21 protein-coding genes and 1 pseudogene are annotated in these 21,832 nt (G+C 71.5%); 13 read left to right on the forward strand and 9 right to left on the reverse strand.

Features of this window, described 5'->3' with window-relative positions:
- Positions 1-26: 26 nt before the first annotated feature.
- Complete coding sequence (locus BJ964_RS10010; RefSeq protein WP_188120426.1) at positions 27-599, reverse strand: bacterial proteasome activator family protein; 573 nt, start codon at positions 597-599, stop codon at positions 27-29.
- Between the two features lie 31 nt (positions 600-630).
- Positions 631-1,461, reverse strand: coding sequence for a dimethylargininase (gene ddaH / locus BJ964_RS10015; RefSeq protein ID WP_188120427.1), 831 nt, complete (start codon positions 1,459-1,461; stop codon positions 631-633).
- 68 nt (positions 1,462-1,529) lie between these two features.
- Between ddaH and BJ964_RS10020 the strand changes: the two genes are divergently transcribed.
- Entirely contained in the window at positions 1,530-1,982 is a 453-nt protein-coding gene (locus tag BJ964_RS10020; protein WP_183226550.1) for an Lrp/AsnC family transcriptional regulator, read from the forward strand.
- Here the strand turns inward: BJ964_RS10020 and BJ964_RS10025 are convergent.
- Genes BJ964_RS10025 through mobA form a run of 3 tightly spaced genes read right to left on the reverse strand, consistent with a single transcriptional unit; the run spans position 1,977 to position 3,944 of the window.
- Entirely contained in the window at positions 1,977-3,050 is a 1,074-nt protein-coding gene (locus tag BJ964_RS10025) for a T3SS (YopN, CesT) and YbjN peptide-binding chaperone 1 (protein WP_188120428.1), read from the reverse strand. The genes BJ964_RS10020 and BJ964_RS10025 overlap by 6 nt on opposite strands.
- Before the next feature lie 58 nt (positions 3,051-3,108).
- Positions 3,109-3,348, reverse strand: a complete 240-nt coding sequence (locus BJ964_RS10030) for a DUF6457 domain-containing protein (RefSeq protein WP_188120429.1) — start codon at positions 3,346-3,348, stop codon at positions 3,109-3,111.
- Entirely contained in the window at positions 3,345-3,944 is a 600-nt protein-coding gene (gene mobA, locus BJ964_RS10035) for a molybdenum cofactor guanylyltransferase (protein ID WP_229794809.1), read from the reverse strand. The genes BJ964_RS10030 and mobA overlap by 4 nt, the downstream gene beginning before the upstream one ends.
- Before the next feature lie 82 nt (positions 3,945-4,026).
- Between mobA and fdhD the strand changes: the two genes are divergently transcribed.
- Together fdhD and BJ964_RS10045 are read left to right on the forward strand one after the other, a co-directional pair.
- Positions 4,027-4,854 (forward strand): formate dehydrogenase accessory sulfurtransferase FdhD, encoded by an 828-nt coding sequence (gene fdhD / locus BJ964_RS10040; RefSeq protein ID WP_188120430.1) that lies wholly within the window; start codon positions 4,027-4,029, stop codon positions 4,852-4,854.
- Positions 4,855-4,913: 59 nt separating this feature from the next.
- A complete protein-coding gene (locus tag BJ964_RS10045; protein ID WP_188120431.1) occupies positions 4,914-6,551 on the forward strand; it encodes an alkaline phosphatase D family protein in 1,638 nt (545 codons plus the stop codon).
- 4 nt (positions 6,552-6,555) lie between these two features.
- Here BJ964_RS10045 and BJ964_RS10050 read toward each other — a convergent pair whose 3' ends face one another.
- Together BJ964_RS10050 and BJ964_RS10055 are read right to left on the reverse strand one after the other, a co-directional pair.
- Positions 6,556-7,515, reverse strand: coding sequence for a DUF4192 domain-containing protein (locus BJ964_RS10050; RefSeq protein WP_188120432.1), 960 nt, complete (start codon positions 7,513-7,515; stop codon positions 6,556-6,558).
- Between the two features lie 90 nt (positions 7,516-7,605).
- Positions 7,606-8,109: a GNAT family N-acetyltransferase gene (locus tag BJ964_RS10055; RefSeq protein ID WP_188120433.1), complete on the reverse strand. Its 504-nt coding sequence runs from the start codon at positions 8,107-8,109 to the stop codon at positions 7,606-7,608.
- Positions 8,110-8,165: 56 nt separating this feature from the next.
- Here BJ964_RS10055 and BJ964_RS10060 point away from each other — a divergent pair, with 56 nt between their 5' ends.
- The 6 genes and pseudogenes from BJ964_RS10060 to BJ964_RS10085 all read left to right on the forward strand — a co-directional run bounded on the left by BJ964_RS10060 (position 8,166) and on the right by BJ964_RS10085 (position 16,580).
- Positions 8,166-9,035: a fructosamine kinase family protein gene (locus BJ964_RS10060; protein ID WP_188120434.1), complete on the forward strand. Its 870-nt coding sequence runs from the start codon at positions 8,166-8,168 to the stop codon at positions 9,033-9,035.
- A gap of 145 nt (positions 9,036-9,180) precedes the next feature.
- Entirely contained in the window at positions 9,181-10,188 is a 1,008-nt protein-coding gene (gene moaA / locus BJ964_RS10065) for a GTP 3',8-cyclase MoaA (RefSeq protein ID WP_407650798.1), read from the forward strand.
- Positions 10,139-10,435, forward strand: coding sequence for a MoaD/ThiS family protein (locus BJ964_RS10070; protein WP_407650839.1), 297 nt, complete (start codon positions 10,139-10,141; stop codon positions 10,433-10,435). The genes moaA and BJ964_RS10070 overlap by 50 nt, the downstream gene beginning before the upstream one ends.
- A gap of 478 nt (positions 10,436-10,913) precedes the next feature.
- The gene (locus tag BJ964_RS10075; protein WP_188120437.1) at positions 10,914-11,474 is read left to right on the forward strand and encodes a DUF6939 family protein; all 561 of its coding nucleotides are present in this window, start codon (positions 10,914-10,916) and stop codon (positions 11,472-11,474) included.
- Positions 11,475-12,504: 1,030 nt separating this feature from the next.
- Positions 12,505-13,392 (forward strand): annotated as a pseudogene (locus BJ964_RS10080) (metallophosphoesterase); the annotation flags it as partial.
- A gap of 65 nt (positions 13,393-13,457) precedes the next feature.
- A complete protein-coding gene (locus BJ964_RS10085; RefSeq protein ID WP_188120438.1) occupies positions 13,458-16,580 on the forward strand; it encodes a UvrD-helicase domain-containing protein in 3,123 nt (1,040 codons plus the stop codon).
- Here the strand turns inward: BJ964_RS10085 and BJ964_RS10090 are convergent.
- Positions 16,567-17,250 (reverse strand): prepilin peptidase, encoded by a 684-nt coding sequence (locus BJ964_RS10090; RefSeq protein ID WP_229807305.1) that lies wholly within the window; start codon positions 17,248-17,250, stop codon positions 16,567-16,569. The two genes, BJ964_RS10085 and BJ964_RS10090, sit on opposite strands and share 14 nt — an antisense overlap.
- A gap of 76 nt (positions 17,251-17,326) precedes the next feature.
- Here BJ964_RS10090 and BJ964_RS10095 point away from each other — a divergent pair, with 76 nt between their 5' ends.
- The 4 genes from BJ964_RS10095 to BJ964_RS10110 all read left to right on the forward strand — a co-directional run bounded on the left by BJ964_RS10095 (position 17,327) and on the right by BJ964_RS10110 (position 21,291).
- A complete protein-coding gene (locus tag BJ964_RS10095; protein ID WP_188120439.1) occupies positions 17,327-17,932 on the forward strand; it encodes an LppU/SCO3897 family protein in 606 nt (201 codons plus the stop codon).
- 80 nt (positions 17,933-18,012) lie between these two features.
- On the forward strand, positions 18,013-19,218 hold the full coding sequence (locus BJ964_RS10100; protein WP_188120440.1) for an ATP-binding protein: 1,206 nt from the start codon (positions 18,013-18,015) through the stop codon (positions 19,216-19,218).
- Between the two features lie 27 nt (positions 19,219-19,245).
- Complete coding sequence (locus BJ964_RS10105; protein ID WP_188120441.1) at positions 19,246-19,755, forward strand: DoxX family protein; 510 nt, start codon at positions 19,246-19,248, stop codon at positions 19,753-19,755.
- Between the two features lie 219 nt (positions 19,756-19,974).
- Entirely contained in the window at positions 19,975-21,291 is a 1,317-nt protein-coding gene (locus BJ964_RS10110; RefSeq protein ID WP_229807304.1) for a glycosyltransferase family 87 protein, read from the forward strand.
- A gap of 130 nt (positions 21,292-21,421) precedes the next feature.
- Here BJ964_RS10110 and BJ964_RS10115 read toward each other — a convergent pair whose 3' ends face one another.
- Entirely contained in the window at positions 21,422-21,832 is a 411-nt protein-coding gene (locus tag BJ964_RS10115; RefSeq protein ID WP_372450906.1) for a molybdenum cofactor biosynthesis protein MoaE, read from the reverse strand.

The raw sequence follows: 21,832 nt of genomic DNA on the forward strand, positions 1-21,832 counted from the left end.
GGCGGCCCCGTACGATAAAAGGGGTTTTAGAGGTATTGGCCGGTGCGGCCGTGCACGTTCTCCCCCTGGCCGGGAGCGCCGGCGCCCGGGATGAGGTTGCCCATCGGCAGGGCCGGGCGGCCCGGGACGCCACCGCGCATCTGCTCGAGTTGCAGGCGGGCGGCCATCTGCTGGGCGACGAGAGCCGCCTGGATGCCGTGGAAGAGGCCCTCCAGCCAGCCGACCAGCTGGGCCTGGGCAATGCGCAGCTCGGCCTCGCTGGGCGGGGTCTCGCCCTCGAACGGCAGGGACAGACGCTCCAGCTCCTCGCGCAGCTCGGGGGCGAGACCGTCCTCGAGCTCGGTGATCGACCGCTGGTGGATCTCCCGCAGCCGGCCGCGACTCGCCTCGTCGAGCGGAGCCGCCCGCACCTCCTCGAGCAGCTGCTTGATCATGCTGCCGATTCGCATGACCTTGGCGGGCTGCTCGATGAGGTTGCCGGGCTCCTCGGGCGTGAGCGAGCCGTCGGGCTCGACCGTACCCATCGGGCGGCCGTCCGGGCCCACGACGATGACGGAGCCGTCTTCCTTGTGCTCGGTGGTACGGGTGTCGTCGGTCATGCGCCCATCTTCGCTCACCGGTTCGAGATCGTCAGGGGCGCAGTTCGGCTACCGCGCACTTGATGCTGCCGCCGCCCCGTTTGAGCTCGGAGAGATCCACGTGAACGGGGAGGTAACCGGCCTCGCGGACCTTGTGGCCCATCGCGACGGCCTCGGTGTTGAGGATCACGTGCCGGCCGTCGCTGACCAGGTTGAGGCCGAACGCCTCGGCGTCGGCGCGGTCGGCGATGACGGCGTCCGGGAAGAGCTGGCGCAGCACTTGCTGGGACGCCTCGGAGAAGGCGCCGGGGTAGTAGGTGACGTGCCGGTCGTCGAGGGCGGCGAGCGCGGTGTCCAGGTGGTAGAAGGCCGGGTCGACCAGCTTGAGCGAGATCACCGGGCGGCCCAGGACCTCCTGCGCCTCGGCGTGCGCGGCCGGGTCGGTGCGGAAGCCGTAGCCGGCCAGGACGATGCCGCCGTAGGCCGCGGGCAGGTACGCGAAGTCGCCCTCGCCCTCGTTGACGTGCTCCGGGGCGATGAAGTTCCAGCCCTCGTTAGCCAGGTAGAACGCCTGGTGGGCGGCGGCCTCGGCGGAGCGCTGCGGGTGCAGGAAGCGGGCGCCGTAGACGGTCCCGTCGACGGAGAAGGCGCCGTTGGCGGAGTAGACCATGTCCGGCAGGCCGGGCTCCGGGTCGAGCACGTGCACGACGTGGCCCAGGCCGGAGAGGGTGGTACGGAGCTGGTCCCACTGCTTGACGGCAAGACGGGCGTCGACCGTGACGGTGGTGTCCATCCAGGGGTTGATGGCGTACTCGACCGTGAAATGCTCGGGGGGACACATGAGGTATGTCCTGTTTCGCGGCAAGCGCTCCGTGTAGCTCATGAGGTTAAAGGGTAGGTAGGCTAAGTTGCAGCAAACAGCCATGAATCTTGCTTCTCGGAGGCGAATCGTTGCAGATGGACGCCGTCGACCAGCGAATCATTGCGCTCCTCGTCGCGGACGCCCGCTCTTCGTACGCTGAGATCGGTGCAAGGGTGTCATTGTCGGCACCCGCGGTGAAAAGACGCGTCGATCGACTGCGCGCTGACGGGGTCATCAAGGGATTCACGGCCGTCATCGAACCCGCCGCCGTGGGCTGGACCACCGAGGCGTTCGTCGAGCTGTTCTGCACCGGGCGCACCACACCGGCGCAGATCACCGTGGCCACCCGCAGGCATCCCGAGGTGGTCGGCGCCTACACCGTCTCCGGACAGGCGGACGCGCTGGTGCACCTGCGGGCCGCCGACATCGGGCACCTCGAACAGGCGCTGGAGCGACTCCGGGCCGAGCCGTTCGTGACCTCGACCCGGAGCATGGTGGTGCTGTCGCGGCTGGTGGAGACGCCGACCGCGGTGCCGCTATAGGTACATGCCGGGGCGGTGCTCGTCGTCGGACTTGCCCGCCGACGGCTTGTCACCCTCGCCGAAGAACCGCTTGCCACCGAACTCGCCGTGCAGCCGGTCGTCCAGCTCGTCGGCCAGACCGGTCATCACCTGCACCGCCAGCATGAGGTGGACCGCCTGGAAGTTGCGGCCGAACACCGGGATCGACGCCCACACGGTGTCCTGCGCGCAGTAGAGACGGCCGATCGGCATGCGGTTGGTGAGCTCGGACAGCTTCACGTAGAGCTGCTCGGTCGGCTCGACCTCGGTGAGGATCGGGGAGAAGACGTCGACCAGGGGCGGATTGTCGCGAACCCGGACGAATACCATCGCCGAGCCGGCCCGGATGCCGATGTCGCCGTCGGCGTCGACCTGGAGCTGGTCGACGGTGGTCTTGGACATGGTGGCCACGACCGTACGGACCCGCTCCTCCAGCGGCACCACGTCGTCGGTCACCCCGGCCAGGGCGGCGTCGAGAGCCTCGTCGTCGTCCAGGCTCAGCCCGGCCTCGATGCTGGGCTCGTGACGGGCGGTGCCGAGCGGGCTGGACTCGATCGGCTCGTCGTCCTCGTCGTGCACCAGGTAGACCAGGAAGGCCGGGTGCGGGGCGCCGTGCACGTCCCGCAGGGTGCGGGTGACGATGGTGGCGACCTGGGCGGCCCTGTCCTGCGACGAGCGCAGCCCGAACGAGTCGCCCGAGCCCGGCAGCACGCCCGGCGGCGACCAGCCGAGCGCGACCAGGTCGGCGACGGCGGCGCGATCCATCCGGAACTCCTGCGGCAGCGCCGCGTTGCCGACCGCGAGCGCCTCGACGACGCCCTCCGGCAGCACCCGGATGCTGACCGAGTAGACGGCCGTGCCGGTGCCCGAGGCGGTGGGGTCGAGCGTCAGGTCGATGTGCGCGCCCGGCTCCAGGGTCGGCAGCAGTCCGGCCAGCGCGGCGGCGAACTCCCGCCACGCCTGGGTGACCTTCGCCTTCAGGTCGGCCGTGGTCGGCTCGTCGAGTAAACCGCCTTCGTACGCCTCGCTCGCGGCGCCTTCTGCCGTCATGATCGCACCTCCGTTCCCGTCACCCTATCGAGCGATGCGGGTCCAGGGTGGACCGCCTCTAGTTGCCGGGAACGGCCCGGCGCAGCGCCAGCGCGCTGATCCGCTGAGCGGCGTCGGCCGGGTCGGCGCCCGCGGCCACGGCGAGCCCGAGAAGGTACGCGGAGACCGGCGCCCCGGGCCGCAGGACGTTGTGCGCGACATCGCGGGCCACGTCGAGGACCGCCTTGGTCGGCACGTCCACGTCACCGAGCCCCAACTCGGCGGCGACCTCGGCCACCCACTCGTCAAGCTCGCTCATTGCGCCCATTCCTCCGCGGTGCGTAGATCGTCGTCGGTGTCGCAATCGAACCACGGGGGCGGGCCGGGCCGGCGCCAGGACACCTCGGCGACCCGGGAGTGATCGAGCAGCGCCCGGACCGGGGCGCCGTGCAGACCGCCGCGGGCCTCGGCCACCCGGTCGAGGGCGGCACGCAACCCGGCAGTACGCCAGACCCCGCACAGCAGTTGCAGGTGCCCGTCGGTGTCCCGGTAGACCGCGCCCTCCATCGGCGCCGACTCCAGGGTCAGCCGCAGCACGTCGACCGCCTCACCGGTCAGCAGGGGCAGGTCGGCGGCGAGCAGGGCGGTGTAGGTGACCTGCGACGGCACCAGGGCGAGCCCCGCCGCGGCCGCCGCGACCGGCCCACCACCGGGCGGTTCCTCCCGGGTGACGTGCACCGGAACCGGGAAGTCCGGCGCTATCCGGCCGACCACGACACGCGGGTCGGCGTCGTGCACCGCCGCCAGCACCCGGGTGAGCATCGACTGGCCGGCGACCGCGAGGGCCGGTTTGTCGGCACCGCCCATCCGCCGTGCCGCACCACCGGCCAAGACCACTGCCGCGAATCCCCCCACGTGAGTACCGTATCCCGACCACGTGCCGGACGTGACCACGCGCTCGGTTCGACGCCTTCCGGGGACCCCGTAAGCTCCCGCTATGGCCAGGAGCACGACCCGCCGCACGGTGGTCACCATCGATGTCAGCGTGTCGCCGGCCGCCCGCAGCCGCCAGGATCACCTGACGGCCGAGGAGCCGCTGGAGATCCGGGTTGGCAAGAAGCCGCTCGCGGTGACCATGCGCACCCCCGGCCACGACATCGACCTGGCGATGGGCTTCCTGCTCAGCGAGGGTGTGATCAGCCGGGCCGGGGATGTGACGACGGCCCAGCTGTGCGCCGGCACGGACACGCCGAACACCTACAACGTGGTGGACGTCGTGCTCGATCCGAGCGTGCCGCCGCCGGTCACCGACCCGAGCCGCAACTTCTACACGACCAGTTCCTGCGGGGTCTGCGGCAAGGCCAGCATCGACGCGGTACGCGTACGGTCGCACTTCGACGTGGCCGCCGACCCGATGCGGGTTCCGGCCGGGCTGCTCGCCGGCCTGCCGGAGAAGCTGCGCGCCGCCCAGCGCACCTTCGACCGCACCGGCGGTCTGCACGCCGCCGGCCTCTTCACCGCGGAGGGGGAGTTGGTGGTGCTGCGTGAGGACGTGGGACGGCACAACGCGGTGGACAAGGTGCTCGGGTGGGCGCTGCGGGAGGGCCGGCTGCCGTTGACCGGGCATGTGCTGCTGGTGTCCGGGCGGGCCAGTTTCGAGCTCACCCAGAAGGCGTGGATGGCCGGGCTGCCGATGCTGGCCGCGGTGTCGGCGCCGAGCACCCTCGCCGCGGAACTGGCCGAGGAAGCCGGAATGACACTTGTCGGTTTCCTTCGCGAACCGCGGATGAACGTCTACTCGGGCGCACATCGCGTCACCTCCTGACCATTCCCCGGCAACGCCGCTCTGCATAGAGATTCATCTATGAGACCGACGCTGCGGGCATGCCGATCTCGCGCCGTACCCTGCTGACCTCGGCGGCCGGTGCCGCCACCGTGATTCCGCTGTCCGCCGCGACCACCCCCGGCCGCGGCCCGCTGCCGGCCGACCCGTTCACCCTCGGCGTCGCCTCCGGTGACCCGTCCCCGGACGGCTTCGTGCTCTGGACCCGGCTCGCCGTCACCCCACTCGCCGCGGACGGCCTCGGCGGCATGCCCTCCCGTGCCGTGCCGGTGACCTGGGAACTCGCCGCCGACGAGCGCTTCCGCCGGGTGATCCGCCGGGGCGTGACCGCCGCCCGCCCGGACCGGGCGCACAGCGTGCACGTCGAACTGGACGGGCTGGCGCCGGGCCGCGAGTTCTTCTACCGCTTCCATGCCGAGCGTTACACCTCGCCGACCGGGCGGACCCGGACCGCACCCGCCCGCTGGTCCCGGCCCAGCGCCCTGGCCATGGCGTTCGCCTCCTGCTCCCAGTACGAGCACGGCTACTTCACCGCCTACCGCCGGCTGGCCGAGGACGAGCCGGAACTGATCCTGCACCTCGGCGACTACCAGTACGAGTACGCGCCGGACACCTACAACATCCCCGGCGGCAACCCGCGCGACCACGAGGGCCCGGAGACCGTCACGCTGGCCAACTACCGGCAGCGGCACGCCCAGTACAAGACCGACCCGGACCTCCAGGCAGCGCACGCCGTCGCCCCGTGGGCGGTGGTCTGGGACGACCACGAGACCGAGAACAACTGGGCCGACGAGGTGCCCGAGCAGCCCGACCCGAACTTCCTGGCCCGGCGGGCCGCGGCGTTCCAGGCCTACTGGGAGAACATGCCGCTGCGGCGGTCGTCGATCCCGAACGGCATCGATATGCTGCTCCACCGACGGCTGCACTGGGGCCGGCTCGCCACCTTCCACATGCTCGACACCCGGCAGTACCGCGACGACCAGGGGTGCGGCGACGGCTACAAGGACTGCGCGGCCGCCGCCGACCCGGCCCGCTCGATCACCGGCGCCGAACAGGAGGCCTGGCTGCTCGACGGCTTCCGCCGGTCCACCGCCCGCTGGGACGTCCTCGGCCAGCAGGTCTTCTTCGGACAGCGGGACAACAACTCCGGCCCCCAGAAGGTGCTGAGCATGGACTCCTGGGACGGCTACCAGGGCTCGCGGGACCGGATCACCCGCGGCTGGGTGGACGCCAGGGTCCGCAACCCGGTGGTGCTCACCGGTGACGTGCACGCGCACTGGGCCGACGAGCTCAAGCTGGACTGGAACGACCCCACCTCGAAGACCGTCGGCACCGAGCTGGTCTGCTCGTCGATCACCTCCGGCGGGAACGGGGCCGACGTGGCGAGCGGCAACCACACCTGGGCCGCCTGGAACCCGCACCTGCGCTTCTACAACAACCAGCGCGGTTACGTCCGGGCGCGGATCACCGGGGAGACGCTGATCGCCGACTTCGTGGTCCTGCCCTACGTCACCGAGGCGGGCGCGCCGGCGCACACCCGGGCCTCCTTCGTCATCGAGGACCGGGTGCCCGGCCTGCACAAGGTCGCCGACAACCCGACCCCGTCGCCCGGCCTGCGCACGACGGCGCCGGAGGACCAGGGCGCGGAGACCGTCCGCCAGGAGACCGAACGGCCCTGACCGGTCAGCCCGCACGACGGTTCACCAGGGCCGGGGGCACTCCGCAGATCAGCACCTCGAACAGCATCCGGGCGAGCTGGTGACCGGGCTCCGCGCTGAGGGCCCGGTCCACCGCCACCCGGGCCAGCGCGCCCCGGCCCAGCCGCCAGGCGGCGAACCCGAGCAGGCAGGCCGGAGCCGCCACGAACGCCTTCTCGACCCGCCGCACCACGTCGGTCCAGAGCCGGACCCGCCACTCCTCCGGACCGGTCCGGTCGAGCGCATAGTCCTCCACACCCCGGTCCACCAGCAACGACCCGAGCCAGGCGACCTCGTCGTCGGTCAGGGCGGCACCGGACCGGTACCGCTTCTCGGCCTCCCGGATCGCCAGGCGGCCGGCCCGCCGGATCCGCCGGACGTCGTCGAGCAACTCGGGAAAGCGGCTCCGGGCCCGTTCGGTGGCCGCCGCCATGGCCCTGCGGGCCGGGCCGCGCACCGCCGCGACCTGGGCCACCAGGTGCTCCCGGCTGGGCAGGGCGACCCGGCCGAGGTAGGTGGCCGAGGCCGCGATCACGCTGTCCGGCGGCGGGCAGGGCAGACCCTGCGGCGGGCAGCAGCCCGGGTCCTCGCACAGATACGACCACCAGCGGCCGTCGTCGACCCGGAGCACGTCGTCGATCCGCACACCGGCGGCCCGCAGCGCCTCGGCGACGGACAGGACGACCGGGGTGACCCGCCGGGGCGGCCCGTAGCCGACGATCACCATCGCGTCGGGACGCTGCCGGGCCACCGCTCCGGCCACCTCCCGGGCGGTCTCCGCGCACCGGTCCGGCGGCGGCAGGTCGAGACACGCGCCGAAATCGAGCTCACGGCCGCGCAGGCCGACCAGGGCGAGGTCGTCGCGCGGGTGGTAGCCGAGCAGGAACGGCAGTGCCGCGAGGAGATCGGAGGGGGTACGGAGGACGAGGGAGCAGTCGCCTGTCATGCCCGGCAGCGTGCTCGCATTCGGCGGCCGGTGGGATGCCCTGTGGACGACACGCCGGCCCGTCCACAGGCGGCGATCGCAAAGGCGCAGCTAGGAGCGGAACGGCAACTCGTGCAGTTGCAGACCCTCCTGGTGCCAGGAGTGGGTGTGCCGGTCCAGGTCCATGGTCAGCTCGATCGACGAGACCACGTCGTAGCCGGCCGCGTGCAGACTGCGGATCGCCTCCACGTTGCGGGACTCCGGCGAGATGGTCAGCGCGGTCATCTCGCGGCGCTTGGCCTCGCTCGCGACGTGTTGCAGCAGGCGGCGGCCCACGCCCTTGTGCCGGTGGGTGATCGTCACGACGACCGGGTCGACCTCACCGGCCCGGCCCCGCATGATCAGCCCGACCATGCCGATCACCCCGTCGTCGGCGTGGTCGGCCACCCACAGCCCGGAGAGGTCGAGCCTGGTCAGGTACTCCTCGAAACCGGCGCCGCCGTCGTCCTGGTGTTCCCCGTACATCTCGTTGTGCTGTCTGGTGAGCTCGGTCCACAGGCGCCTGCCAGTGGAGTGGTCACTCGGGCGGTACGAGCGCACGACGACAGGGGTCATGACGTCATCTTGCCTCCGAATGGAGACTTACGTCACCAGAAGCGCAAGATAGCCGAGTGGACCTGGCGTATCTGCGCGCGCACCCTGAGCACCTCCCGACATTTCTGACCCACCAGCGAATCCGTGAGACACCGGTGGCCCGAGGCGTCTCCCGGCTCACCCTCGACGACGGAACATCCCTGTTCGCGAAGTCGTGGCCGTCCGGTCCGGCGCCCGACGGCATGTTCGCGGCGGAGGCGGCCGGACTGGCCTGGCTGCGCTCCTCGGAGACGGTTCCGGTACCGGAGGTCCTGGTCGCCCTACCGGATCTGCTCGCCACCGAATGGGTCCAGCCCGGCGAGCCCACCCGGCAGGCGGCGGAGACGTTCGGCCGCTCACTCGCCCACCTGCATCGCAGCGGCGCCGACACCTTCGGCGCTGCCTGGCCGGGCTGGATCGGCCCGCTACCGCTGGACAACACTCCCGGCACCGGCACGTGGGCCTCCTGGTTCGCCACCCGGCGCCTGCTTCCCTACCTCAAGATCTCGGCCGATCGCGGCGCAATCTCCGAGACCGACGTCACCCTCATCGAGCAGATCATCAAAACCCTCGAGGGGTACGCGGTGAGCGAACCGCCCGCACGAATCCACGGCGACCTGTGGCCGGGCAACCTGCTGTGGGCCGCCGACGGCCGTGCCTGGCTCGTCGACCCGGCGGCGCACGGCGGCCACCGGGAGACCGATCTGGCGACACTCTCCCTGTTCGGCGGGGTGCCGTACCTGGACGTCATCCTGGCCGCCTACCGGGAGCAGTGGCCACTGGCGGAGGGCTGGCAGGCCCGGGTACCGCTGCATCAACTGCACCTGCTGCTGGTGCACACCGCGGCGTTCGGCGGTGGGTACCGGGACGCGGTGCGGGCCGCCGCCACGGCCGTCCTGTCCTTTTGATCGTTGATCTATGGGGCGAAAGGCCCGGAACGGAGAGACGGGTTGCCCATAGGGCGATATGGCTAGCGGCGGGATGCGTGATGAGCGGCTAAATTCGACACGTGCGCATCTCCAGGAGATCAGCCGAGCCGGCCCGGTGGCGACCGTGACCGGGCTCGTCGACCGGTTCGGCCGCATCGCGACCGATCTGCGCGTCTCGCTGACCGACCGGTGCAACCTGCGCTGCACGTATTGCATGCCGGCGGAGGGCCTCGCCTGGATGCCGCAGCAGCAGCAACTCTCCGACGACGAGGTGAAGCGGCTCGTCCGGATCGCGGTCGAGCGGCTCGGCGTCACCGAGGTGCGGTTCACCGGCGGCGAGCCGCTGATCCGGCGCGGCCTGGTGGACATCGTGGCGGAGACGGCGCGGCTCGATCCGCGCCCCAAACTGTCGGTCACGACGAACGGGATCGGCCTGGACCGGATCGCCGTCGGGCTGCGTGATGCCGGCCTCGATCGGGTGAACGTCTCGCTGGACACCCTCGACCCGGTCCGGTTCAACACGCTCACCCTGCGCGACCGGCACGCCGACGTGCTGGCGGGCCTGCGGGCGGCGGCCGATGCCGGGCTCACCCCCGTGAAGATCAATACCGTGCTGATGCGCGGGGTCAACGAGGACGAGGCGCCGGCGCTGCTGCGGTTCGCCCTCAGCCACGGCTATCAGTTGCGCTTCATCGAGCAGATGCCGCTCGACGCCCAGCATCAGTGGGACCGGCACGAGATGGTCACCGCCGAGGAGATCCTCGCCGCGCTCGAGCCCTTCGATCTCCAGCCTGACAATGTTTCACGTGGAACGGCGCCGGCCGAGACCTGGCTGGTCCCCGGCTATGTCGACGCCGCCGGGGAACCGGCCCGGGTCGGCGTGATCGCCAGCGTGACCCGCCCGTTCTGTGGCGACTGCGACCGTACCCGCCTCACCGCCGACGGCCAGGTCCGCAACTGCCTCTTCGCCACCGAGGAGAGCGATCTGCGCGGCCTTCTGCGGGGCGGGGCCTCCGACGAGGAGATCGGTACGGCCTGGCAGACCGCCATGTGGGGCAAACGCGCCGGACACGGCATCGACGATCCGTCCTTCCTCCAGCCCGCCCGTCCCATGTCCGCAATCGGAGGCTGAACCGGTGCTCACGGTCCGCTACTTCGCCGGGGCACGCGCGGCCGCCGGCGGCACCTCCAGTGAGACGGTTGAGGCCGCGGACCTGGACGAACTGATCCAGGTCCTGGTCGAGCAGCATGGTGAGCGGTTGGCTCTGGTACTGAAGGCGGCCAGCTTCCTGGTGGATGGGCTCACCTGCCACGATCGGGCGGCGGCGCTGCCGGAGAGCGTTACGGTCGACATCCTGCCGCCTTTCGCGGGCGGCTGACACGCCCTCTGGCCACCACTCGCGGACAGGTGACACGCTCCCCGCCACCACTCACGGACGGCTGACGCACCTTCCGCCACCACTCGCGGATAAGTGACACGCTCCCCGCCACCACTCACGGGCGGCTGACGCACCTTCCGCCACCACTCACGGGCGGCTGACGCACCTTCCGCCACCACTCGCGGGCAGCTGACGCGGCTTCTCGCCGCGCTCTCGCGCTCCCGGTTAGCCCGAGGGGCGATCTTGGACGCTTTGCCACCGCCTTCGGTGGCCAGTCGTCCAAGATCGCCGCGCCACTGGGGTTCAAGTAGCTGTGCACCTCCGGCTGGCTCTGCGGTGCCGAGACAGCACCGACGACCAGCCGAACAAGATCAGCCGCTATCCGGACAGTCCCGCGTCACTCTCCTGCTGCGCTGGTCGGCGGGTTTTGTCGTACCCCTGGGGCAGCATGTGCGGTGGGACCGACGGGGAGGCTGGGATGCGGGTTGATGTCGCGAGCAGACGACGGAAGCCGGAATCGGTGCGGGCTGCATTTCCCGGGGCGACCGTCATCGACGTGACCTCGCGGGGGCCGGAGCCGTGGGTGCGGCTGAGCCCGTTCTACCCACACGGCGGCATTCCGATTCCACTCACGCCAGGGGCGGTCGGCGCCTCGGTCGAGGGGATCTGGCAGGCGCTGAAGGTGTTCGAGAGCGCCGATGTCGATCCGGGGAAGCTGGCCGTCACCTCGATGACCAGGATCAAACGGACCGTGCGCCGCTACGGGCCGGTTCGTGGTCATCGTGCCGGGCTGACCGGTCAGGAGTTGCTGGACTATCCGACCGCCCGTCAGCGGATCTACCTGCCGGCCTATCGGTGGGTGCTCGAGCACCGGGTCCCGGATCTCGTCGACCGGCTGCGCGGTCTGGCAGCGGGCGGCATCGTCCTGCTCGACTACACGACCAACGGCGACCCGGCCGACACCAGCAGCCCGCTGTCGCATGCCGCCCTGCTGGCCCGCTATCTGACCGGCCGATGGCCGGGCCCGGAGCCGGCATGAGGGTGATGCGCTTGTATCGGCCAGCCACCTCCCGCGCCGTCGCGCTGTTTGACGGGTGGGACGGTCCGGCCCGGCATGCGGCTGCTGAGACGCCGCTGAGAACGTCGATCGTTCACGGCTCCAGGGGCTCGGGCTGGTCGGGGAAACTGGGTCGGGCAAGCTGGAGGGCACGGCCGCGGGTGGGGCCGGCTGGGGAGGGTTCGAGTTGGTGCTGTTCATCGCGATGGTCCTGGTGATCGTCGGTCTGATCCACTTCTACCTGTGGAAGAGGCTGGTCCGTGATCCACTGCGGCCCGGTCCGGCCCGCCGCGCCGGGACGGCTCTGGCGGTCCTGCTCTTCGTGCTGTTCCCGGTGACGATGGGCGGGGTGCGGGCCGGCCACCTCACGTGGCTGGCCTGGCCCGGCTATCTGTGGATCGCCGTGATGTTCTACCTGCTGATCACGCTGCTCGTGCTGGAGATCCCCCGGCTGCTGGCGCTGCGGTTGTGGGCGCGTACCCCCGGAGAAGGCAGCGACCGTGCGTCGCACGCTCCCGGGACCGCCGCCGCTCCGGGCAGCCCGGCAGCCGAACCCCTTCCCACCGCCGAGCCGGCACTGAACGGCTCGGCAAACGGGCACGCCAGCGCGCCGACAGCGAGCGAGCGCCGCGGTGAGCCGGCGCTGAGCAGCGCGGCGAGCGGGCACGGCAGCGAGTCGCTCGGTGGCGGTGAGGCGGCACTGAGCGGCAGTGGGGCGGTGACGCTGGCCGCGGGTGGAGCCGCGGCCGTCGACACGGTCGACGAGGCCGGCGCCGCCGGTGAGAGCGGCGGCGCAAGCCGGCAGACAGCAGACGACGACGCGGCGGGACACGGGGACGCGGGCCGGGAGCCGGCAGACGGCGACGCGGCGGGACACGGGGACGCGGGCCGGGAGCCGACAGACGACGACGCGGCGGGACACGGGGGCGCAAGCCGGCAGACAGCAGACGGCGGTCCGGCGGGACACGGGGGCGCAAGCCGGCAGACAGCAGACGGCGGTCCGGCAGGGCACGGGGGCGCGGGCCGGGAGCCGGCAGACGGCGACGCGGCGGGACACGGAGGTGGGGGTCAGGGGCCGGGAATGGACCGGCGGCTGCTCCTGGCCCGGGGGACGGCGATCTTCGCCGGGCTCACCGCGGCGAGCATCACCGGCTACGGCGTGAAGACCGCGACCGGGGCGCCGCAGATCGACCGCGTCCAGCTGCGGATCGCCAAGCTGCCACGGTCGATGGACGGAACACGGCTGGCCGTGGTCTCCGACATCCACATCGGGCCGCTCACGGGGGTGGAGCACGCACGGCGCATCACCCGGGTGATCAACTCGGTGAACGCGGACCTGGTGTGCGTGGTCGGCGACCTGGTCGACGGCAGTGTGGCCGAGCTGGGCCGGTTCGCGGCGCCGCTGGGTGGGATCGAGTCGCGGCACGGGGCGTTCTTCGTGACCGGGAACCACGAGTACTACTCGGGTGCCGAGGAGTGGGTCGAGGAGGTGGCCCGGCTCGGGATCCGGCCGCTGCGCAACGAGCGGGTCGAGATCAACGGACTGGATCTGGCCGGTGTGAACGATCTCACCGGTGAGGAGCAGGGCGACGGCCCGGACTTCGCCCGCGCGCTGGGCGACCGGGACACCACCCGGCCGGTGGTGCTGATGGCCCACCAGCCGGTGGCCGCCAAGGAGGCGGCGCCCTACGGGGTGGATCTCCAGGTCTCCGGGCACACGCACGGCGGCCAGATGGCCCCGTTCAACATGCTCGTGAAATTGCAGCAGCCGGTAGTCTCCGGCTTCGGGAAGGTGGACGGCGTGCCGGTGTATGTGACCAACGGCGCGGGTTTCTGGGGTCCTCCGGTGCGGGTGGGCGCGCCCCCGCAGGTCACGGTCATCGAATTGCGTGTGGCGTAACCCATCAAGATCGGTAAGTGTGTTTGAGCGTGGCGAAGCTTGGCGGAACCGACGGCCGTGACAGGATGCGGAACGTGGCGGTCAGCACGGATACATATGTCGCGGACCTGCACATTCACTCCCGCTATTCGCGGGCGTGCAGCCGTGATCTGACCCTGCCCAACCTGGCCTGGTGGGCCCGGCGCAAGGGCATCACCCTGCTCGGCACCGGCGACTTCACCCACCCGGCCTGGTTCGAGCACCTGCGGGAGAGCCTCGAACCGGCCGAGCCGGGCCTGTTCCGGCTGGCCGATGAGAAGCCGGTGACGAAGCGGCTGCCGGGTTCGCTGCGCGGCACCGACCCGGCCCGGTTCATGCTGAGCGTCGAGATCTCCACGATCTACAAGCAGGACGACAAGACCCGCAAGGTCCACCACCTGCTCTACGCTCCCGACTTCGAGTCGGTCGCGAAGATCAACACGGCGCTGGCCCGGATCGGCAACCTGACCGCGGACGGCCGCCCGATCCTGGGCCTGGACTCGCGGAATCTTCTGGAGATCACCCTGGAGGCCGGCGGCTATCTGGTTCCGGCGCACATCTGGACACCGTGGTTCTCCGCCCTGGGGTCGAAGTCGGGTTTCGACGCGATCGCCGACTGCTACGCCGACCTGGCCGACCACGTCACCGCGGTGGAGACCGGCCTCTCCTCGGACCCGGAGATGAACTGGCGGGTCTCCAGCCTGGACCGCTACCGCCTGGTCTCGAACTCGGACGCGCACTCGCCGGCCGCCCTGGCCCGTGAGGCGACCCTGTTCACCGGCACCCCCGACTACTTCGCGGTGCGGGACGGCGTCGGCCAGGCCGGGACGCTCGAGTTCTTCCCGGAGGAGGGGAAGTACCACGCCGACGGCCACCGGGCCTGCGGGGTGAACTGGGAGCCGGAGCGGACCCGGCAGGCCGGCGGCCGCTGCCCGGAGTGCGGGCGCCAGCTGACCGTCGGCGTGCTGAGCCGGATCGAGGACCTGGCCGACCGTCCGCTGGGCTTCCAGAAGGACGACCACGTCGAGCACCTGATCCAGCTGCACGAGATCCTCGGCGAGATCCACGGTGTCGGCCCGAAGTCGAAGACGGTGGAGTCCCAGCTCAACCATCTGGTCGCCACACTCGGCGCGGAGCTGGACATCCTGCGAAAGGTACCGGTGGACGAGATCGGCAAGGCGGGCGGCGACGAGCTGCGCGAGGCGATCACCCGGCTCCGGAGCGGCGATGTGCGGCGGGTGCCCGGCTATGACGGCGAGTACGGCGTGATCACCCTCTTCGACTCCGGTGAGCTGCGTAACCGCAACAGCGCCCCGCAGGTGGAGACACTGTTCGACTTCCCGGTGGAGACGCCGAAGCCGAAGCCGGAGCCGATGGCGGCGAAGCCGAAGGCCAAGCCGCTCAAGGAGAAGCCGGCCCCGCCACCGCTGGCCCCGCCGCCCAGCCCGCACGAGCCGTTCGAGCCGATGCTGGCCGGGATGGAGGAGGTCGGCACCGGTCTGCTGGACCGGCTGGACGCGATGCAGCGGGTGGCCGCGTCGGCGCCGGGCGGTCCGCTGCTGATCGTGGCCGGCCCGGGCACCGGCAAGACCCGGACACTGACGCACCGCATCGCGTACCTCTGTGCCGAACTGGGTGTCTTCCCGGAACGCTGCCTGGCCATCACGTTCACCCGGCGGGCCGCGGCGGAGCTGAGGGAGCGTCTCGAGGCGCTGCTCGGCGACGTGGCCGAGGACATCACGGTGGGCACTTTCCACTCGCTGGGCCTGACGGTGCTGAAGGAGAACGCGAAGGCGGCCGGGCTGGGCTCGGGCTGGCGCATCGCCGACGACCAGGAGCAGGCGCGGGCCCGGGAGCAGGCCGGCGAGGACGACGCGGCGTACCGGAAGCTGCTGCGCCAGCAGGACCTGGTCGACCTGGACGATCTGATCAGCGTGCCGGTGGCGCTGCTGCGGGAGGACCAGGCGCTGGTCGAGAAGTACCGCAGGCGCTGGCAGTGGATCTTCGTGGACGAGTACCAGGACGTCGACGAGCTCCAGTACGAGCTGCTGCGCCTGCTCAGCCCGCCGAACGGCAACCTGTGCGCGATCGGCGACCCGGACCAGGCGATCTACTCGTTCCGGGGTGCCGACGTGCAGTACTTCCTGCGGTTCAACTCCGACTTCGTGGACGCCCGCCTGGTCCGGTTGACCCGCAACTACCGGTCGTCGGCGCCGATTCTGGCCGCCGCGGTGCAGGCCATCGCCCCGACGACTCTGGTTCGTGGCCGCCGGCTGGACCCGGCGCGGCTCGACCCGGAGGCCGCGCTGGTGGGCCGCTATGCCGCCCGCAGTGTCGCGGACGAGGCCGACTTCGTCGTCCGTACGATCGATGAGCTTGTCGGTGGTCTCTCGCACCGCTCGCTGGACTCGGGCCGGGTGGACTCCCGTGCCGCCACAGCCGGGAATCTGTCGTTCTCCGACATGGCGGTGCTGTACCGCACCGACGCCCAGTCCGGCCCGATCATGGAGGCCCTGTCCCGGGCCGGCATCCCGGTGCAGAAGCGGTCGCACAACCGGCTGCGGGACCGGGCCGGGGTCGCCGAGATCTCCCGGGAGCTGCGGCACGCCGGTAGTGGGGGCGGTTCGCTCGCGACCCGGGTGAGGCTGGCCGGTCAGGTGCTGGCGCAGCGGTTCGCCGCCCCGACGCTGGACGGTGGACAGCTGGCGCCGGAGGACATCTGGACCGCCACCGAGCTGCTGATGCCGCTGGCCCACCGGGTGGGTGAGGATCTGCCGCTGTTCCTGCAGCAGCTGGCGACGGGCGCCGAGGTGGACGCGCTGGATCCGCGGGCGGAGGCGGTGAACCTGCTGACTCTGCACGCCGCGAAGGGCCTTGAGTTCCCGGTGGTCTTCCTGGTCGGTTGTGAGGACGGTCTGTTGCCGCTGCGCTGGCCCGGTTCTGCCCCGTCGGAGGAGGAGACGGCCGAGGAGCGCCGACTGTTCTTCGTGGGCCTGACCCGCGCCCAGGACCGGCTGTATGTGAGCCATTCGGCGAAACGGTCGCGGCACGGCAGCGAGCGGGAGCAGAGCCCCACTCCGTTCCTCGATGTGATCGATTCCGGGCTTTTCGAGAAGCTGGGTGAGGCAACCCCGGCTCGCCCGAAGGATCGTCAGCTCAGACTGCTGTAAGCCCGGCGAGCGCTCCGGCGAGCAGGGCCGGCCCGAACGGGATCGGCCGTGCTCGCCGCCGCACCAGCAACCAGGTGGCGACCGCGCCGTTGAGCAGGTGGGCGGTGCCGAGACCGACGGCCACCGCCGGCCAGCCCGCGAACCCGAGCAGGAACGCCAGTGCCGCGCCCAGTTTCACGTCGCCGAGGCCGAGTCCGCGCCCGGGCAGCATCGCGATCGCCAGGTACCCGGCGCCGGCCAGCGCGCCGGCGGCCAGGGCCGGGCCGATCCGGCCGGGCGCCAGCAGGGCGAGCGGTGTCCCCGCGCCGAGGGCGAGTGTGCCGACCAGTTTGTCGGGCAGGCGCAGGCAGCCCAGGTCGATCGCCGCGAGAAGCACTCCGGGGATCGCGGCGAGCAGGTGGACCGGCAGTTGGGGTACCGGTCCGAGCAGGACCGCCAGCAGGCCGCCGACCAGTGACAGCGTCCCGGCCGGGACGATTCCGCCGCGGCAGCAGGCCGGTCCGGCGTGGATCCAGCCGGCCGCTCCTGGTGGGAACGGCCGGTCACAGCGGGCACACGCCGGCCGTGCCGGTTCTCCGAAGGGGACGGTCAGCCGGTACGCGACACGGGGCAGGAACGCCCCCGCCGCCGCCCCGAACAGCATCGACAAGATCACCAAGTGTGATGACACGAACGTGAAAGGTAGCCGATTGTCCGCCGCACGCTACGGTGGCAGGCAGCGTAGACCGCTTCTGGAGGGACCCCCGATGTCGCAGAACGGGCCGTACCCTGGTCAGCCATGGCTGGGTGGGAGCCCCGAGGAGCCGTACTCGGAACCCGCCGACCCGTGGGGCGCGAACGAGCAGCCGTGGAGCCAGCCGCCGATTCCACAACAGCAGCCGCCGCAGCCGGGCTGGAAACCGCCGGCCGAGTGGAAGCCGCCACCGGCGCGGCGCGGTTTCGCGATGGGCGCGCTGGTCGCCGTGCTCACTGTCCTCATCGGTGGCGGGGTGGCCACCGGCGCCTGGTTCTGGCTGGGCCGCGACAAGGAGACGAAGACGCCGGTGGCGGCGACCACGACGGCGCCGGCCGGGCACGGGGCACGACCGCAGACCAGTGAGGACGCCCGGTTCGTGGCGAAGGGTCAGTGCGTCCGCAACGAGGGCACCGACAACGAGCCTGAGCTGCGTGTGGTGGTCTGCACGGCGAACACCTACCTGGTGCTGAAGCGGATCGACGGCAAGACCACCGGTGAGAAGGACGCGGTCGGCAAATGCTCCAAGGTGACCGGTTACACGAAGTGGTACTACTACGACACCGAATACGACGACGTGGACTTCGTGCTCTGCCTCAAGGAGTATTCCACGGTCTAGGGAATCCGCTAGAAAACCCTAGATGGTGATATCGAGGCGACTCTAGCGTTCGCGCTAGACGGCCCGATACGGTGCTACGCGTGGATCCGGTGCGAAATCCGTACGCTCCCGGCGCCGGTCAGCGCCCACCCGAGCTGGCGGGCCGCGGTCGCGAGCTGGACGCCTTCGACGTCGTTCTGGAGCGGGTGGCCCGCGGCCGTCCCGAGCGCAGCCTGGTCCTGACCGGCCTGCGCGGCGTGGGCAAGACGGTGCTGCTCAACACGCTGCGTTCGGCCGCGATCGGCCGCCTCTGGGGCACCGGCAAGATCGAGGCCCGGCCGGACCAGTCGTTGCGCCGCCCGGTCTCCGGCGCGCTGCACATGGCGATCCGCGAGCTGGCCCCGCACCACCGCGACCCGGACCGGGTGGACGAGGTGCTCGGCGTACTCAAGGCGTTCGCGCTGCGGGCCAACGAGACCAACGCGAAGATCCGGGACCGCTGGGCGCCCGGCATCGACGTGCCGCCGGCGCGCGGCCGCGCCGACTCCGGCGACATCGAGATCGACCTGGTCGAGCTGTTCACCGACGCCGCCTCGCTGGCCACCGACGTCGGCACCGGGATCGCCCTGTTCATCGACGAGATGCAGGACCTCAGCGCCACCGATGTGTCGGCGCTCTGCGCGGCCTGCCACGAGTTGTCCCAGCTGGGCGCGCCGCTGATCGTGGTGGGCGCCGGGCTGCCGCACCTGCCGGCCGTGCTGTCCGCCGCCAAGTCGTACTCCGAGCGGCTGTTCCGGTATGCACGGATCGACCGGCTGGACCGGGACGCCGCCGATCTGGCGCTCGGCGTGCCGGCCGAGCGGGAGGGCGTGGACTACGACCAGGAGGCGCTGGACCTGCTCTACGAGAAGTCCGGCGGGTATCCGTACTTCGTCCAGGCGTACGGGAAGGCCACCTGGGATCACGCGCCGCAGTCGCCGATCACCGCCGACGACGTCCGGGTGGCCGCGCCCGAGGCCGAGGGCGAGCTGGCGGTCGGCTTCTTCGGCTCCCGGTTCGAGCGGGCCACCCCGGCCGAGCGGGAGTACATGCGGGCCATGGCGGCGCTCTCCGACGACCCCGGCAACGACATGGACGCCGCGGTGCCGACGTCGGACATCGCCACCTCGCTGGGCCGTAAGCCGGCCAGCCTCTCGCCGGCCCGCGACGCACTGATCAAAAAAGGACTCATCTACTCCGGCGAGCGCGGGACGGTGGCGTTCACCGTCCCGCACTTCGGCCGCTACCTCAGAACACAGCCGGTGTAGTCGGCCGGTTACGGGTATAACCGGGGCATGAGGCCCGTACGCACCGCAGCCCGAGCCATGCTGGCATCGATCTTCGTGTTCGACGGCATCCGTGCCCTGGCCCGCCCCGAGGAGCGGGCTGAAGCGGTCCGCCCGTTCACCGACCGGGTGACGCCGCTGCTGGAGCGCACGGACCCGCGCCTGCCCACCGATCCGGTCACCCTGGTGCGGGCCAAGGCGGCCGCCGACGTGCTGGCCGGTCTCGCCCTGGCCACCGGGCGGTTCACCCGGCTCTCCGCCGCCGTGCTGGCGGTCGGCCTGATCCCGCACACCGCGACCGACAAGGGTGACCGCGATCACCTGCTGCGCAATCTCGGTCTGCTCGGCGGGCTGCTGCTCGCCGCCGCCGACACCGAGGGCCGGCCGAGTCTGCGCTACCGCACCACGCACGCGGTGGATCGCAGCCAGCGGTCGGTGCGCCGAGCCGTGCGCACCGCGAAACGGGAGGCGAGGATCGCCGCGACGGCCGCCGCCACGGCGCGCAGATTGCCCGGATAACAACCTTATCGCGGCGTTTGCGTTAAAGCGGACAAGGGACCGCGCGGTCGGTCTGCGCCTTCTAAGCTCGCTTCCGCTCGGCTACGACGTGCCGCCGATCCCGACCGCTTCGCCCTTCGTGCGAGCGGCGGGTCGACCGGCAGGCCATGCCGTGCCCGGTAACGAGACGGGGGTCGCGCCATGCCGGCGAAGCGAAGAGGGGCGCACAACGCTGCGCGCATGCGGTTCGGGCTGGTCGTTCTCGGCGGCCTGCTCACCCTGGCGGTCATCACTCTCTACCTTCAGCGGTACGCGCTGAGCACCCTCGCCGTGGAACACACCGCCATCCGGGGGTGGCTCGACGGCGCGGACCTGTACGCCTACCGCGCCCCCGGCAACCAGGCCGGCGCCGCGCTGCCACCCGCACTGGCCATGCTGCTCGCACCCCTGACCCTGCTGCCGCTGCGTGCCGCCGGCTGGCTGCTGGCCGTGGCCGGGGTGGCGGCTCTCCTGCTGACCACGCTGGTCGTCGCCGGCCCGGTGGCCCGTCGCCACGGTCGCCGCCGCACCCCGTTCGTCCTGGCCGCGGCCGCGTGCGCGCTGCTCTCCGAACCGGTCCGGGCCACCATCGGCCTGGGCCGCCCGGAGTTGCTGATCCTCGCCCTGCTGGCCGCCGACCTGATCGCCCTGCGCCGTGCCGAGCGTGCCCGGCACCGCATCCTGGCCGACCTGCCGGGCCCGCGCCGCCGCACCGCCCTGGACCGCGGACCGCACTGGTTCCCGGACAGGTTCCGTCGTCGTCTGCGCCGGATCTGGATCACCGGCTCGTGGGCGGGCGTGGGCAGCGGTCTGGCCGCCGCGCTCTGCGCCGTACCGTTGCTCTTCATCGTCTTCCTGCTGCTCACCAAGCAGCGCCGGGCCGCCGTGACGGCCCTGTTCACGGCCGCGGTGGTCACCCTGGCCACGCTGGCGGTGGCTCCCGACGAGACCCTTTCCTGGTACGGGACGGTCATGTGGGAACTGGACCGCCCCGCCCCGGTCAGCGCCCCGGACAATCAGTCACTGGCCGGTGTGATGGCCCGTCTCTACGGTTTCCCGGCGCCACCGGTGCTGGTCTGGTTCGCCTTCGGGATGCTGCTGCTCGCCGTGGGCCTCATCCGGGCCCGCTCGGCCCACACCGACGGCGACGAGGTGGCGGCCTTCACCCTGGTCGGCCTGACCGGCGCCATCACCGGCCCGGTGTCCACCTCGGCCGAGACGCTCTGGCTGCTCCCGGCCGTTCTGGTGCTCGCCGACACCGGCATGCGCCGCCGCCTGGGTGGCCGGCTGCCCCGTTCCACCCGTCTCACCGGCGGCGCGTTCCTGGCCGGGGCCCTGCTCGTCTACCTGGCCCTGCTGGCGCCACCGTCCTGGTCGCTGCCCTGGAACATCCCGGCCTTCGCCCTGATCCTGCTGGTCAACACCCTCCCGTGGCGGCATGGCACCCCGTCCCTGCCCACCCCGCGCCCGGGCCGCGCCTCCCGCCCCGCGGCGATCCCTCTCCCACGCGGCGGCTGATCCACGGAGCCTGGCCCGCGATCTCAGCCCGGCGGGCGCGGCACGGGCTTGAATGGCACCCGGCTCGCGGTGCGCTACGGGACTGCCATTGTTCGTCGAGGGCTGGCACTCTCGTACGAAATCGTGGGTTTTAAGGGCAGTTGACCCATTCTTCGGTGCCGTCGTGGAAGACCTGGCGTTTCCAGATCGGCAGGCGGGCCTTGGCCTCGTCGACCAGGCGGGCGCACGCGGCGAAAGCGGCCGCGCGATGCGCGGTGCTGACCGAGGCGACCAGGGCGACGTCGCCGATCTGGAGGGTTCCGATGCGGTGTGAGACGGCCACCGCGTAGACCGCCGGGTCAGCGGCGATCTCTGACGCCACCTCGCGGAGGATGGCGGCGGCGGTGGGGTGACCCTCGTACTCCAGGAGGGTGACGCCGCGACCGTGGTCATGATCGCGGACCACGCCCTGGAACGAGACCACCGCACCGGCCCGGGGGTCGGCGACGTCGGCCTCGTGAGCGGCCAGATCGAGCGGTGCGTCGATCACCTCGGCCCGGAT

The organism is Actinoplanes lobatus (assembly GCF_014205215.1).
GTDB lineage: Bacteria > Actinomycetota > Actinomycetes > Mycobacteriales > Micromonosporaceae > Actinoplanes > Actinoplanes lobatus.